Source organism: Methyloversatilis sp. XJ19-13, assembly GCF_024580155.1.
Taxonomy (GTDB): domain Bacteria; phylum Pseudomonadota; class Gammaproteobacteria; order Burkholderiales; family Rhodocyclaceae; genus Methyloversatilis.
Genome location: NZ_JANINH010000004.1, coordinates 285,105 through 300,195, shown reverse-complemented (window position 1 = coordinate 300,195; position 15,091 = coordinate 285,105). Strand labels below are relative to the sequence as shown.

Sequence of the window (15,091 nt, the reverse complement as noted above, 5' to 3'; positions counted from 1 at the left end):
ACTTCCATGACCCGCATTGCCGATCCCGAAAGCCTGTACCACACCTTCCACGCCCTGAAAGCCGAACGGCGCTTGCGCAACCGCGACGCCGCAGCGGTACTGGGCATCAGCGAAGGAGAAGCCATTGCCTGCGGCGTCGGCCGTGATGCCATACGTCTGCACGGCCCGTTCGATGCGCTGTTCCAGCGCATGCCGGAACTGGGCGAAGTCATGGTGCTGACCCGCAACGAAGCCGCGGTGCATGAAAAGACCGGCAGCTTCGAACAGATGTCCGGCAACGCCCACGTCGGACTGGCGCTGGGCAGCGTGATCGACCTGCGCATCTTCTACGGTCAATGGGCGCATGGTTATGCCGTGACCGACGAGACGCCGCGCGGCACCTCGCTCAGCTTCCAGTTCTACGACCGCCACGGCGACGCCGTGCACAAGGTGTTCTCGCGCGCCGGCACGAAGTTCGACGCCTGGCACGCACTGGTGGCGACCTGCACCGCCGAGGACCAGCAGGCTGGTGAACAGGTCGAACCGCGCAGCACGGAACCGGACGCGGAAACGCCGCTGGCCGCGATCGACGCCGACGCCTTCCGGCGCGACTGGCTGGCCATGCAGGACACGCACGACTTCTTCCCGCTGCTGCGCCGTCACAAGGTGTCGCGCAGACAGGCCATGCGGCTGGCGCCTGACGGCCATGCCGAACGGCTGGACAACGCCCTGTCGCGCCCGCTGCTGGAACAGGCGGCAGCGCAGTCGGTGTCCATCATGTGCTTCGTCGGCAACCCCGGCATGATCCAGATCCACACCGGGCCGGTGCATCGCATCGAAGTCATGGGCAACTGGCTGAACGTGCTCGACCCCGGATTCAACCTGCACCTGCGGCACGATCTGGTGGCGGAAACCTGGCTGGTGCGCAAGCCGACCTCGGATGGCATCGTCACGTCGGTCGAATTGCTCGACGCCAGCGGCGAAACGATTGCGCTGTTCTTCGGCGAACGCAAACCGGGCAAGCCGGAACGCGAAGACTGGCGTGCGCTGCTGCGTCAGGTCTGCCAGTCGACCGACCGCGTCGCCGCATGAAGCGTCTTGCCCTGCTGAGCGTTCTGGCCGCGCTGTGCGGCCCGGCGCTGGCCGACAGTGCACAGCGTCTGGTCACGGTCGGCGGTGCGGTCACCGAAATCGTCTATGCGCTCGGCGCGGGCGCCCGCGTGGTCGCCACCGACACCACGAGCACCTGGCCGGAGGCGGCACAGGCACTGCCGCGTGTCGGCTATCAGCGTGCGCTGGCGGCCGAAGGCGTGTTGTCGATGCGCCCGACTCTGCTGATCGCCACCGCCGACGCCGGCCCGCCGGTCGCGCTGACCCAGTTGCGGGGTGCCGGCGTGCACGTGCTGCAGCTCGACGCCGGCCACCGTGCCGATCAGGTCGGCGGCGCCATCCGTGCCATCGCCGCGTCGCTCGCGCTGGACGACGCCGGGCGCACGCTGGCGGAGCGCTTCGACGCCGACTGGGCGGCGGCGCGGCAACAGGTCGCTACCTTGCCGGGGCGTCCGCGTGCCCTGTTCATTCTCGATCATGGCGGTGCCAGTCCGATGGTCGCCGGCGACGGCACGGCCGCCGCAGCCATGATCGACTATGCAGGCGCCGCCAACGTCATGGCCGGCCGCTTCAACGGCTACCGCCCGCTGACGCTGGAAGCGGCGCTGGCGGCGGCACCCGACATCATCGTCACGACCGACGAGGCGATCGCCACCGCCGGCGGCCGCGCCGCCTTCCTCGCCCGACCCGGTCTGGCCGCCCTGCCCGCCGCGCGTGCCGGCCGGCTGGTGACGCTGGACGCGCTGCGCCTGCTCGGCTTCGGGCCGCGTCTGCCGGCTGCGGTGCTCGATCTGGCGCAGCGGATGCGCACGCCATGAACCTGCGCAGTGTCGAGTTGCCGCGCATCGGCCCGCCCGCCAGCCTGACGCTCTGGCTGCTGGCGGCCGCGCTGATCGGCGCCGTCGTCCATGCGCTGGCCAGTGGTGCAGTGGATCTGCCGGCGGCCACCGTCGTCAGCGCACTGCTCGGGCAGCAGGTCGGGTCGGACGCCGATCTGGTGATCTGGACGCTGCGTCTGCCGCGCGTGCTGCTCGGCGTGATCGCCGGCGCCGGCATGGGCATCGCCGGTGCCGCGATGCAGGGCCTGATGCGCAATCCGCTCGCCGACCCCGGTCTGGTCGGCGTCAGCAGCGGCGCCGCACTGGCCGCGGCCGCCGTCGTCATCCTTGGCGAGCGCGCCATGAGCACGGGTGGCTGGGCCGCCAGTGCGCTGCTGCCGCTGACCGCCTTCGCCGGTGCCGCGCTGACCACGGCGCTGGTCTATGCCGCGTCGCGCCGCAATGGCCGCAGTTCGGTCACGCTGATGCTGCTGTCGGGCATCGCCATCAACGCGCTCGCCATGTCGGGCATCGGCTTGCTGCTGTTCATGGGCAGCGACGCCCAGGTCAGGCAATTCACGTTCTGGACGCTGGGCAGTCTGGCCGGCGCCACCTGGCCGGGTGTCATCGCAGCCGCCGCGGCGGTCGGCGCGGCACTCGCGTTGCTGCTGCGCAAGGCCGGACCGCTCGATGCGCTGGCATTGGGAGAAGCGCAGGCGGCGCACCTGGGCGTGGCGGTCGGTACGCTGAACCGCGCCTGTGTGGTACTGATCGCGCTGTCGGTCGGCGCCACCACCGCACTGACCGGCACCATCGGTTTCATCGGCCTGATTGCCCCTCATCTGGCGCGCCGCCTCGCCGGACCATCGCATCACCTGCTGCTGCCGGCCAGTGCGCTGGCTGGCGCCCTGCTGGTCGTGCTGGCCGACAGTGCCGCACGCACCTGGGTCAGTCCGGCCGAACTGCCGATCGGCGTGCTGACCGCACTGTTCGGTGCGCCCTTCTTCATGCTGCTGCTGCGCCGGCGCGCCGCGCAGGAACACTGACATGCTGAGCGCCCGCCACCTCACCGTCACGGCCGGTCAGCGCAGGCTGATCGACGATGTGTCGATCGACGTGCGACCCGGCGAAATGCTGGCGCTGATCGGCCCGAATGGCGCCGGCAAGACCACGCTCCTGCGTGCGCTGTCCGGCGACATCGACGCCGCCTGCGATGCCGTGTCGTGCAACGGGCGCCCGCTGCGCCACATTCCCGCAGCCGAGCTGGCCACGCTGCGCGCGGTGCACGCCCAGCACCAGCGCAGCGATCTCGACTACACCGCGCAGCAGGTGGTCGCCCTCGGCCGCTTCCCGCATCACGGCGGCCGGCCGGGTGCCGACGACCGCGCCATCGCACGTGCCGCGATGGCACTGACCGGCTGCGACGCGATGGCCGACCGGCTGTGCAGCACGCTGTCCGGCGGCGAGCAGGCGCGCGTGCATCTGGCGCGCGCGCTGGCGCAGATCTGGCGCGGCACACCCGGCGCCCACTTCCTGCTGCTCGATGAACCGGTCGCCGCCCTGGACATCGCCTGGCAGCACCGCGTGCTGGCCTGCGCGCGCGATCGCGCACACAGCCGCATGACCGGCGTGCTGGCCATCGTGCACGACCTCAATCTCGCCGCCCGCTATGCCGACCGTCTGGTATTGCTGGCCGACGGCCGCATCCGGGCCGACGGTTCGCCGTTCGAAGTGCTGCAGTCGGCCGCGCTGGCGGACGCCTTCGGACTGGATTGCCGCGTCTGGATCGACCCACACACTTCGCGCCCGCTGCTGATGGCCGAGCCGGCCGCCTGACGCGCGGCGTGCGCTCAGCGGCGTGACGCGCGCCCCGGGCACTGACGGCAGCGATTGCAGCCGTCATCGCGTCCATCGCTGCCCGCGTCTGCATCCGGCTTGCTTCCCGACTCGGCAGGCGGACTCAGCCGCGCCCGCGCGACGCGCATCACCTTCCACGCGGCCAGCCCGACGATCACCAGCGCCAGCAGATCGGTCACGGAAAGGATCATGGGCAGCAGGCCAGTGCAATGCGGTAGGTGACGAACGAGGCCGCATACGCCAGCGCGAACAGATAGCCCGCCATCAGGAGCGGCGCACTCCAGCCGCCGGTTTCGCGCCGTACCGTGGCGAGCGTGGACAGGCACTGCGGCGCGAACACATACCAGGCGAGCAGCGACAGCGCGGTCGGCAAACTCCAGCCGGCGACGATCAACGGCACCAGGGCCTGCGCGGTATCGTCGGCCGTGGCCGACAGCGCATAGACGGTGCCGAGCGCACTGACGGCGACTTCACGCGCCGCCATGCCGGGCACCAGCGCCACCGCGATCTGCCAGTTGAAACCGATCGGCTCGAACAGCGGCAGCAGGAAATGGCCGAGCCGGCCCGCGAAGCTGTATTCGATCGGCGCGCCTGCGAAGTCAGCCGGCGCGCCCGGAAAGCTGGCCAGAAACCACAGCAGCACGGTGAGCGCGAGAATGATGCCGCCAACCCGCTGCAGGAATATGAGCACGCGCTGCCACAGTCCGATCGCCAGATTGCGCAGCGACGGCCAGTGGTAGTCCGGCAGTTCCATCAGCAGCGTGTGCTGCCGGTCTTTCGAGCCGAGCCGCTTGAGCAGCCAGGCCACCAGCACGGCCGACACGATGCCCGCGAGATAGAGCGCGAACAGCACCAGCCCCTGCAGTTCGAGTCCGCCGGCCACGCGGCGCGCCGGAATGAAGGCGCCGATCAGCAGCGCATACACCGGCAGCCGGGCGGAACAGGTCATCAGCGGCGCAATCAAGATCGTGACCCAACGGTCGCGCGGATTCTGGATGGTGCGCGTGGCCATGATGCCGGGAATGGCGCAGGCGAAGCTCGACAGCAGCGGAATGAAGGCACGCCCGGACAACCCGACTCCGCCCATCAGCCGGTCGAGCAGGAAGGCGGCACGCGGCAGGTAGCCGGACTCCTCCAGCACCAGAATGAAGAAGAACAGGATGACGATCTGCGGCAGGAACACCAGCACGCCGCCCAGTCCGGCAATCAGTCCGTCGGCCAGCAGGCTGCGCAGCAGGCCGTCCGGCAGCACACGGCCGACGGCATCGCCGAGCAGTGCCGTGGCCGATTCGATCCAGCCCATCGGCGCTTCGGCCCACGCGAACACGGCCTGGAAGATCAGGAACAGCAGCGCGAACAGCAACAACGGACCGACCAGTGGATGCAGCAGCACACGGTCGGCGCGATCGGTGAAGGCGTGTGCCGGCAAGCGATCGAGGCCCAGCGTTGTCAGGATGTCCTTCACCTGCCGGTAGTCATCGACCACGCTGCCGGCGGAGGCTGCGGGCGGCGCCGAAGGCAGCGCCGCATCGAGCAACCTGAACAGCGCATCGGCGCCGCCGCCGCGCACCGCGACGGTCGATACGACCGGGACGCCAAGCGCGCGCGACAGCGCCTCGACATCGACATCGACACCGCGCGCTCGTGCGAGGTCGGTCATGTTGAGCACGACGACCAGCGGCAGACCGAGCCGTCGCAGGCCCAGCACAAGCCGCAACTGGCGCGCCAGCTGGGTCGCATCGACCACCGCCAGCACCAGATCGGGGCGACGCTCACCCGGCAGCCGGCCGGCGAGCACATCGCAGGTCACCTGTTCGTCGGGTGAATTCGGCGCCAGGCTGTAGGTGCCCGGCAGGTCGAGCACGGCCAGGCGTCTGCCGGCTGGCGTGCGCAGCCAGCCTTCCTTGCGCTCGACCGTGACGCCGGCGTAATTGGCCACCTTCTGGTGACTGCCGGTCAGCAGATTGAACAGCGCCGTCTTGCCGCAATTCGGATTCCCCACCAGCGCCAGCATGGGCGGTGCAAGGCGGCTGCTGTCGACGGGCAGTGCCGTCATCACGCACCGTGCCTGGCGGCGACGCGCACGCAGGCGGCTTCGATGCGGCGCAGTGCAAAGGTCGATGCGCCGATGCGCACGGCCAGCGGCTCGCCCCCCGGCTGCCCCCGGCGCAGCACGCACACCGGCTCTCCCTCCATGAAGCCGAGCTCGCGCAGGCGCATCTGCAGATCCGGCAGTCCGGCCTGGTCGTCCAGGCCGATCACCACCATGGGCGCGCCGGTCTCGGCATCGCTCAGGCGCAGTTCATTCTCAGGCAGGGTCATTCAGGGCATCCGGGTCCGGGCGCAGACGACAGGCGCAGGTTGCACAGTGTGCGGCGAAGCGCACCATTCTGGCGCGTTTCGGGCGCCCCCTGGCGAATGACGCGAACGGGAGACCCGGATCGATGGCGGCCGCGCCGCCGACGCCGGTCGGTGAAGTGTTGCGCTCACGCATCAAATGATTACAACGCTAATTGTAACAAGAATCATTCTCGATTATAGTCCGCTTCGCGTCGCTGCCGGGTGTTTTCACCGGACAGACCGCGGACCAGCCAGCCTCTCTGCAAGCCAGTCCCGACAACTTCACTCCAGGACTGACTCAGATGACCCGCACTCCTCCGCAGCAGCCGCTGTCGCTGGCGGCCGCCATGCTGATGGCGCTGTCGACCGGCAATGTGGCCCAGGCACAACAGACGACCCCAGCCGGCACGACCCCCGTACTGCCTGAAGTTCAGGTGAGCGACACGCGCGAACGCCCGAATTCGCCTAACAACGGATACCAGTCGGGCATCGTCCGCTCGGCCAGGACGAATCAGCTGTCCAAGGACATTCCGCAGGCGATCACCACCGTGACCGAACAGCTCATGCTGGACAGCAACTCCGACACGATGAAGAACGCGCTGCGCCATGTTGCCGGCCTCACCTTCAATTCGGGCGAAGGCGGCCGCATCGGCGACAACATCATGCTGCGCGGCTTCTATTCCTTCGGCGACCTGTATCTGGACGGCATCCGCGACGTGGCCCAGTACAACCGCGAAGTGTTTCACGTCGAGCAGATCGATGTGCTGCGCGGCTCGGCCGCGATGCTGTTCGGCCGCGGTCAGGCCGGCGGCGTCATCAACCGCGTCAGCAAGCAGCCGGGGCTGGTCGATCGCACCGAAGTGTCGGCCACGGTCGGCAGCTACGAGTACGGTCGTGTCACGGCGGATGTGAACAAGGTGCTCGGTGAAAACATGGCATTTCGCATCAGCGCGATGAAGACCGATGCCGAAAGCTCTCGCGACGGCGTCGAGTCGGACCGCGAAGGCATCGCGCCGACGCTGCGCTGGGGCATCGGCACCGCCGACGAATTCTCGATCGGTCACCTCTACTACACGACGAAGAACGTGCCCGACTACGGCGTACCTTTCATCGCCCGTCCGGGCACCATCACCCGCTCGCAGGTCACCCGCTCGCCACTCGACGTATCAGCCAGCCGCTTCTACGGCACGTCGTCCGATTACGAGCAGAACGACACCAACATCACCACCGGCATCTGGACGCACCGTTTTTCATCCGACACCGAACTGCGCACGGTCGCCCGCTACGCCGACTACAAGCGCGACCTGTGGGCGGTGGCACCGCGTCTGCCGGGCGGTACGACCACCGCCACGGTGAATGACGCCACCGTCATCACGCGCGGCCGTCAGGCGCGCGGCGGCGAGGAAAGCACGTACACGGTGCAGAGCGACCTGACGACGAAATTCGCGCTGGCCGGCATGAAGCACGAGGCGCTGTTCGGACTCGAACTGCTGCGCGAAAAGGCGGATCGCTGGTCCTACACTTCGGTCAATGTCACGGCACCCACCACTACCGTCGGCAACCCCGACCCGGATGTGGCGGTGCCGGCCGCCTACGGCAACCGCGTCCGGTTCAACCCGGCGGGTTATGAAGGCGACTCCATCGGCGTCTATGCGCAGGACCAGATCGAATTCATGCCGAACTGGAAGCTGCTGCTCGGACTGCGTCATGACCACATGGACGCCGACTACCACACGCTGAATTCGACCACGCTGGCGTCGACCGCTTTCAACCTGAAGTACAGCGAATGGAGCTATCGCAGCGGCCTGCTGTTCCAGCCCAGCGATGTCGAAACCTACTACTTTGCATGGAGTGATTCGTTCAACCCGACGGCCGACCTGTACCAGTTGAACAACGGCATCCGCTATGACGCCGAGCGCAGCCGCACGGTGGAACTGGGCACCAAGTGGGAACTGCTCGACGGTGCGCTGTCGCTGCGTACCGCGCTGTACCGCGCCACCAAGTTCAACGAACGCAACACGGACCTCGAGCAGGCGAACACTGCCGTGCTGTCGAAGGAACGCCACACCGACGGTTTCGAAATCGAGGCAGCCGGCCGCATCACGCCGCAGTGGGATGTGTTTGGCGGCATTGCGTTGATGCGGGCGGAAATCGACGAAGTGTTCGCGGCGAACAACCCGAACATCCTGGGCCTGCGTCCGCGCAACACGCCACGCTACACGGGCAATCTGTGGACCACCTACCGCATCACCCCGGCCTGGCGTGTCGGCGGTGGCATCGAGGCCAAAGGCAACCGTCTCGCGTATGGCACGGGCGGCACCGCCCCGGTCGCCATCGCACAGGCGCCGAGCTTCGTGCGCGCCGACCTGATGCTGGCCTACGAACAGCGGCGCTATGATGTTCGTCTGAACGTACTCAACGTTTTCAACAAGCGCTATTACGAGGCGCTGTACGAAAACGGCGGCTTCGCCGTGCCCGGCACCGAGCGTGCCTTCCAGCTGACGATGACCCTGAAGTACTGATCGCCCGATGGCGACGATTGCCGGGCCGGTGGTCTGTCGACTGCCGGCCCGGCTTTTTAGTGCTCAGCGACCGCTCAACGCGCGCCAGCCCGCCATCGTCCGCTCGACCAGCGCCCATCCGGCGCCGCTCTCGCACAATCCATAGCGGAACGGCAGGTTGTCGCGCCCGGGCGTCTCGAAGCGCAGGTCGCGAAAGCTGATGCAGGCCCCGCTTGCTGAGCCACCGACGCTGTCGAGCACCGGAAACATCGCGAACCAGCGGAAGAAGGCGAAGTCCGGCGCTGACCAGACGGCGCGCACCTGTTCCCGCAGCTCGCCCTGTCCGCCATTTCCGAAACGTTCGCGCACCTGCCACTGCGCCATCGCCACCGGCCGGTAATGCGACGAAAGGCGACGAATGAGGTTGTCGTCCGGCCCGGCCTGAAGAATCTCCTCTCGCCGCGTATTGATGTGCGCAGTATGGAAGCGCTCGCCGTCGTCGATCACCGCGGTCCAGTTGAAAGGCGAAGCCGGACGGGGAATCGCGTCGATCGCGACCGCGGCGATGCCCTGCTCGGCGGCATGACGCCGCGCGGCATCGATGGCTTCCGACTTTCCGACTGCGCCGACGCCGACCCATGCGCACACCGCCGCCAGCCCGAATGCGGCCGGCGCGCGGCTGCGCCGCCACAGCGCGCTCGCCACCAGCCCTGAAACGAGCAGCCCGGTCAGTGGCAGGTCGATGATGAACGTGGTGCCCCAGCCAAAGCGACGATCGGAAAAAGGCACCAGGATCATCGTGCCGAACTGCGTGATCAGGTCGCCGAGGATGTGGATGCCGATGCCGGCGCACACCACGACGTAGAAGGAACGCCAGTCGATGCCCGGCGCACGCATCTTCGGCACCCGCGCAAGCAGCCAGGCGATCAGCAGCCCCCACAGTGGCAACATCACAACGGAGTGGGTCACACCGCGGTGGCCGCGCAGATAGGTCAGCTCCGACACATAGCCGAGCACGAAATCGAGATCGGGAAAGGTCGCGGCCGCGGCGCCGGCGACCACCATCTGCCACGGTTTCGGCCCCCGATGCGCCGGGCCGGGCGGGCGGGCAATCAAGCGTCCGAGCAGTGCGCCGGACAAGGCGTGTGTGACGGTATCCAAGAGACGTCCTGAACAGGAGGTGATGTGGCGGACCGGCGAAAGTTCGGTCCGGGAAGGAATGCCGACTGCCGGTGGACGGTTATCGGCGCATATCGTTTCCGGTCTGGCGCAGTGCACAACCGGCGGACGTATAATGCCTCCCCGAACCTCTACACGGCTTGTTGATGGAATCCGCCACCGCGCTCATCGATTTGCAAGCTTCGCGCGAACCTACCCGACTGCGCGAAATACCGTACAACTACACCTCGCTGTCCGACCGCGAAATCGTCATCCGGCTGCTGGGGGCGCCCCTGTGGGACACCCTCGCCAGCCTGCGCGGCGAACGTCTGACCGGCCGCTCCGCGCGCATGCTGTACGAGGTGCTGGGCGACATCTGGGTCGTGCAGCGCAACCCGTATCTCGAAGACGACCTGCTCGACAATCCGAAGCGCCAGGCTGCGCTGGTCGGTGCGATGCACCATCGACTGGGCGAAATCGAACAGCGCCGCCAGCGCAGCGGTGATGCGGCAGCACTGGAACGCGACCGCAAGGTCGGCGAACTGCTGGTGGCCGCGCGCGCCGCGGTTGACGCGTTCGCGGCCCATTTTGCCAGCGTGCGCGAGTTGCGCCGGCGCATCGTCAAGGTGCTCGGCCGCCACACGCGCGAAGCGAACATCGCCTTCGACGGCCTGGCCCGCGTGTCGCACGTGACCGACGCCACCGACTGGCGGGTCGAATACCCGATGGTCGTGCTGTATCCGGATACCGAAGAGGAAGTCGCGCCGCTGGTGCGCGGCTGCATCGAACTCGGGCTGACCATCATTCCGCGCGGCGGCGGCACGGGCTACACCGGCAGCGCGGTGCCGCTGACCGCGACATCGGCGGTCATCAACACCGAAAAGCTGATCGATATCGGACCGGTCGAATCGACCGTGCTGCCGGGTCTGGCAACGCCCTACGCCACCATCCGCACCGGCGCCGGCGTGGTCACGCGCCGCGTGATGGATGCAGCGGAACACGCCGGACTTGTATTCGCCTGTGATCCGACATCGGCCGACGCCTCATGCATCGGCGGCAACATCGCGACCAATGCCGGCGGCAAGAAGGCCGTTCTGTGGGGTACCGCGCTCGACAACCTCGCGAGCTGGCGCATGGTCGATGCCGACGGCTTTCCGCTCGAAATTACCCGGCTCGACCACAATCTCGGCAAGATCCATGACGCGGCGCGCGTGCGCTTCGCCATCCAGCACTTCGAGGCGGACGGCAGAACACCGCGCGGTGACGCTGAAACGCTCGAAGTGCCGGGCGCGCGCTTTCGCAAGGAAGGGCTGGGCAAGGACGTCACCGACAAATTCCTGTCCGGCCTGCCCGGCGTGCAGAAGGAAGGGTGCGACGGCCTGATCACCAGCGCGCGCTGGATCCTGCACAAGCTGCCGCCGGTCACCCGCACCGTCTGTCTGGAATTCTTCGGCCAGGTGCGCGAGGCAGTGCCGGCGATCGTCGAAATCAAGGATTACCTCGACGCCCTGCCCAAGGCCGGCAATGCGCGCGTGCTGCTCGCGGGCCTCGAGCACCTCGACGAGCGCTATGTGCGTGCCGTCGGTTACGCCACCAAGGCGCGCCGCCACGGCCGGCCGAAGATGGTGCTGATCGGCGACATCGTCGGCGACGACGAAACGACCGTGATGGCCGCCGCGTCGGAAGTCGTGCGCCTGTGCAACCAGCGCGGCGCCGAAGGCTTCATCGCGGTGTCGGCCGAATCGCGCAAGACCTTCTGGCTCGACCGCGCACGCACCGCCGCCATCGCGCGCCACACCAACGCATTCAAGATCAACGAAGACGTGGTGATTCCGCTGCCGCGCATGGGCGACTACTGCGACGGCATCGAACGCATCAACATCGAACTGTCGATCGCCAGCAAGCTGCGCTTCTGCGATGCGCTGGTGACGCTGCTGCGCGGCGAGCTGCCGCTGCACGCGGGTGATGCCAACATCGACGCCGACCAGCTGCTCGGCGACCGCCGCACGCAGGCGCTGCAGCAGGTGGCCGCGGTGCGCGGACGCTGGCAGTGGCTGCGCGACAACCTCGACATGCCGCTGGAGCGGGCCGAAGCGATCGCCCGCTCGCTCGGCGTCGAAGTCGGTCCGCTGCTCAACCGCGCGGCGTCGCCGACGCTGTTCCACCGGCTGCAGGACTATTCCGTGCGCGTGTCGTGGAAGCGCGAACTGAAGCCGCTGCTGGAAGAGATTTTCGACGGCGCGATGTACCGGCCCATCCTGGAACGCATCGAGGCCGAGCAGAAAACCGTTCTGCGCAGCCGGGTGTTCGTGGCGCTGCACATGCATGCCGGCGACGGCAATGTGCACACCAACATTCCGGTGAACTCCGACAACTACGACATGCTGCAGGAAGCCAATGCGGCGGTCGCCCGCATCATGGCGCTGGCGCGTTCGCTCGGCGGCGTCATTTCGGGCGAGCACGGCATCGGCATCACCAAGCTGGAATTCCTGACCGACGACGAACTGGCACCTTTCATCGACTACAAGCGGCGCGTCGATCCGGATGGCCATTTCAACGCCGGCAAGCTGCTGCCGGGCGGTGACCTGTCGCGCGCCTACACGCCGTCTTTCTCGCTGCTCGGCACCGAATCGCTGATCATGGAAATGAGCGACGTCGGCCAGATCGCCACGTCGATCAAGGACTGCCTGCGCTGCGGCAAGTGCAAGCCGGTATGTTCGACCCATGTGCCGCGCGCCAACCTGCTGTACTCGCCGCGCAACAAGATCCTCGCCACGTCGCTGCTGATCGAGGCCTTCCTGTACGAGGAACAGACGCGGCGCGGCGTGTCGCTGCGCCACTTCGACGAATTCAGCGACGTCGCCGACCATTGCACCGTGTGCCACAAGTGCGCCAATCCCTGTCCGGTCGACATCGACTTCGGCGACGTGTCGATTGCCATGCGCAACGCCTTGCGCAAGCAGGGCAAGCGCAAGTTCAACCCGGGCACGGCCGCGTCGATGGCCTTCCTGAACGCGACCGATCCGGCCACCATCAAGGCACTGCGCGTGGCGATGATGGGTATCGGCTACAAGGCGCAGCGGCTCGGCCACACGGTGGGCAAGGCGCTCGGCCTGATCGACCGACAGACGAAGAATCCGCCGCCGACACTCGGTCGACCGCCGATCAAGGCGCAGGTGATCCACTTCATCAACAAGCCGATGCCGGGCAAGTTGCCGAAACGCACCTCGCGCGCGCTGCTCGACATCGAGGACGCGGCCATCGTGCCGGTCATCCGCAATCCGAAGCGCGCGTCGGAAGAACAGGAAGCGGTGTTCTACTTCCCGGGCTGCGGTTCGGAACGGCTGTTTTCGCAGGTCGGGCTGGCCACACAGGCGATGCTCTACCACGTCGGCGCGCAGACCGTGCTGCCGCCGGGCTATCTGTGCTGCGGCTATCCGCAGACCGCCGGCGGCGACGCCGAAAAGGGCCAGCAGATCAGCACGTCGAATCGCGTGCTGTTCCACCGTGTGGCCAACACGCTGAATTATCTCGACATCAAGACGGTCATCGTGTCCTGCGGCACCTGCATGGATCAGTTGCAGAAGTACGAATTCGACAAGATCTTCCCCGGCTGCCGGCTGCTCGACATCCATGAATACCTGATGGAAAAGGGCCTGAAGCTCGAAGGCGTCGAAGGCGTGCGCTACATGTATCACGACCCCTGCCACACGCCGATGAAGACGCATGCGCCACTGAAGGTGGTCAATCAGCTCATCGGCACGGCGGACGGTTCGAAGGTGACGCTGAACGACCGCTGCTGCGGCGAAAGTGGCACGCTGGCGGTCAGCCGGCCGGACATTTCCACCCAGGTGCGCTTCCGCAAGGAAGAAGAGATGCGCAAGGGCGCCGACGTGCAGCGCGCGGACGGTTTCAAGGGGGACGTGAAGATCCTGACGTCCTGCCCGTCCTGCCTGCAGGGCCTGTCGCGCTACGACAACGACAGCGCCACGCAGGCCGACTACATCGTGGTCGAGATGGCGCGCCACCTGCTCGGCGCCGACTGGGCGGAGCGCTACATCGACCAGGCCAACAACGGCGGTATCGAGCGCGTGCTGCTGTAACGCCGCCGGCCGACCGTCACCGGCGGCGCGCCGGTGACGCGTCGCGCCGGTTCAGGTCCTGCATGAAGGCTTCGAGCGCCTGCTCGTCGCGCGGGCCGGCGGGCGCCATTTCGAGTTTCATGGTGCCGCTGCCGCCCGGCTGGTCGGCCGAACAGACGCGGTGGGCGAGCATGCCGCCATGCCGCTCCTGGCGTCCTTCGCGACCAAGATAGAGGTTCTGCACGCGGTAGGCTTCGCGCTCCGAGCGCAGCGTCGCGGCGCAGTCCTGCTGATACGCCGCGCCCTTCTGACGCGCTTCGAGCACATGGACGAACTCGTGCACCAGGAAGGAATTGTCGGCCGCGTCCTCCAGGTCGAGATCGGAACTCATCAGCACCTGATGGCGTTCGTGATCGTACAGCGCGACCAGCTTGTCGCAGTCCGACGGCGCGTCCGGGCAGACTTCCTCGACCAGCGCCGCGGGCGTCAGCAGCCTCAGCAGCGGTCGATCCGGTTCGGCTATCGCCGGGTAGCCCGAGAGGGCTGCCGCCACGCTGAACAGGTGGGCGATGATTGCGCTGTCAACCATGTGTGCGTCCTTCGGGGCTCGGGGGATGCCCGATACGGGCAGTCAGCGCCATGTGTGGAAAGATGTCCGCGCATTTCGACAGCGCCGCGCGAAATCGTTCCGCTCCGGACGAACTCGGGCACGGCGCCCGTGTCGGAATGTGCGGTCATTGCCAGAATGCGCCATCCAGCCCGTCCCTCACACGCCCCGCACCGGAGTCCGTCATGCCCTCACCCTCCCTGAAGCTCGTCTGCCTGCTGTCCTTCGGCCTGCTTGCCGCGCAGACCGCCCTGGCCGTCCCGGCCGATGCCGAGCGCGCAGCATCGCCGATGCCGCAGCTCACCGGTGCATGGAGCTGGACAGATCCGGCGCAGTGCAGCGAAACCTACGAGTACCGCCTGGACGGCAGCGGTTCGGTGCAGAGTGGCGAAGAGCGCAGCGAAATGGCCTATGTATTCGATCCGAAGGGATCGGACACGGGCTTCTACAAGCTGGAGGCGACCATCCTGAAGGACCACGGCGGCACCGACTGCGCCGGCTCGAAGGAGGACGACACGAACAGGCTCTACACCGTGTACGTGAAGTTCAACGCTGAAGGCGACCAGCACATCGTGTGCGTGGCGCCGGAGGTGAAGCAGTGCTTCGGGCCGCTGCGCCGCACCGGCGCGGCGCGCTGAC

Annotated in this window: 12 protein-coding genes; 7 read left to right on the top strand and 5 right to left on the bottom strand. The window is 67.4% G+C overall.

The genetic code is table 11. The annotated features are described in order from the left end of the window. The first annotated feature begins 6 nt into the window (after positions 1–6). Genes NMQ14_RS07815 through NMQ14_RS07800 form a run of 4 tightly spaced genes read left to right on the top strand, consistent with a single transcriptional unit; the run spans position 7 to position 3,743 of the window. Entirely contained in the window at positions 7–1,071 is a 1,065-nt protein-coding gene (locus NMQ14_RS07815) for a hemin-degrading factor (protein WP_257094951.1), read from the top strand. Beyond that, entirely contained in the window at positions 1,068–1,907 is an 840-nt protein-coding gene (locus NMQ14_RS07810) for a hemin ABC transporter substrate-binding protein (protein WP_257094950.1), read from the top strand. Before NMQ14_RS07815 ends, NMQ14_RS07810 begins: the two co-directional genes overlap by 4 nt. Next, complete coding sequence (locus NMQ14_RS07805; protein WP_257094949.1) at positions 1,904–2,953, top strand: iron ABC transporter permease; 1,050 nt, start codon at positions 1,904–1,906, stop codon at positions 2,951–2,953. The genes NMQ14_RS07810 and NMQ14_RS07805 overlap by 4 nt, the downstream gene beginning before the upstream one ends. Then, on the top strand, positions 2,901–3,743 hold the full coding sequence (locus NMQ14_RS07800; protein ID WP_373457184.1) for a heme ABC transporter ATP-binding protein: 843 nt from the start codon (positions 2,901–2,903) through the stop codon (positions 3,741–3,743). The genes NMQ14_RS07805 and NMQ14_RS07800 overlap by 53 nt, the downstream gene beginning before the upstream one ends. 14 nt (positions 3,744–3,757) lie before the next feature. Here the strand turns inward: NMQ14_RS07800 and NMQ14_RS07795 are convergent, their stop codons facing one another. Genes NMQ14_RS07795 through NMQ14_RS07785 form a run of 3 tightly spaced genes read right to left on the bottom strand, consistent with a single transcriptional unit; the run spans position 3,758 to position 6,086 of the window. After that, a complete protein-coding gene (locus NMQ14_RS07795; protein ID WP_257094947.1) occupies positions 3,758–3,955 on the bottom strand; it encodes a hypothetical protein in 198 nt (65 codons plus the stop codon). Then, on the bottom strand, positions 3,952–5,820 hold the full coding sequence (locus NMQ14_RS07790) for a ferrous iron transporter B (RefSeq protein WP_257094946.1): 1,869 nt from the start codon (positions 5,818–5,820) through the stop codon (positions 3,952–3,954). The genes NMQ14_RS07795 and NMQ14_RS07790 overlap by 4 nt, the downstream gene beginning before the upstream one ends. Further along, the gene (locus NMQ14_RS07785) at positions 5,820–6,086 is read right to left on the bottom strand and encodes a FeoA family protein (RefSeq protein WP_257094945.1); all 267 of its coding nucleotides are present in this window, start codon (positions 6,084–6,086) and stop codon (positions 5,820–5,822) included. Before NMQ14_RS07785 ends, NMQ14_RS07790 begins: the two co-directional genes overlap by 1 nt. A 320-nt stretch (positions 6,087–6,406) precedes the next feature. On the opposite strand from NMQ14_RS07785, the gene NMQ14_RS07780 reads away from it, so the two are divergent. Further along, complete coding sequence (locus NMQ14_RS07780) at positions 6,407–8,626, top strand: TonB-dependent siderophore receptor (RefSeq protein WP_257094944.1); 2,220 nt, start codon at positions 6,407–6,409, stop codon at positions 8,624–8,626. A 63-nt stretch (positions 8,627–8,689) separates the two neighbouring features. Here the strand turns inward: NMQ14_RS07780 and NMQ14_RS07775 are convergent, their stop codons facing one another. Beyond that, positions 8,690–9,766, bottom strand: a complete 1,077-nt coding sequence (locus tag NMQ14_RS07775; RefSeq protein WP_257094943.1) for a metal-dependent hydrolase — start codon at positions 9,764–9,766, stop codon at positions 8,690–8,692. A gap of 164 nt (positions 9,767–9,930) precedes the next feature. On the opposite strand from NMQ14_RS07775, the gene NMQ14_RS07770 reads away from it, so the two are divergent. Next, positions 9,931–13,866: an FAD/FMN-binding oxidoreductase gene (locus NMQ14_RS07770; RefSeq protein ID WP_257094941.1), complete on the top strand. Its 3,936-nt coding sequence runs from the start codon at positions 9,931–9,933 to the stop codon at positions 13,864–13,866. 16 nt (positions 13,867–13,882) lie between these two features. Here NMQ14_RS07770 and NMQ14_RS07765 read toward each other — a convergent pair whose 3' ends face one another. Then, positions 13,883–14,434, bottom strand: a complete 552-nt coding sequence (locus tag NMQ14_RS07765) for a hypothetical protein (protein ID WP_257094940.1) — start codon at positions 14,432–14,434, stop codon at positions 13,883–13,885. A gap of 203 nt (positions 14,435–14,637) precedes the next feature. Between NMQ14_RS07765 and NMQ14_RS07760 the strand changes: the two genes are divergently transcribed. Continuing rightward, on the top strand, positions 14,638–15,090 hold the full coding sequence (locus NMQ14_RS07760) for a hypothetical protein (protein WP_257094938.1): 453 nt from the start codon (positions 14,638–14,640) through the stop codon (positions 15,088–15,090). Position 15,091 lies beyond the last annotated feature (1 nt).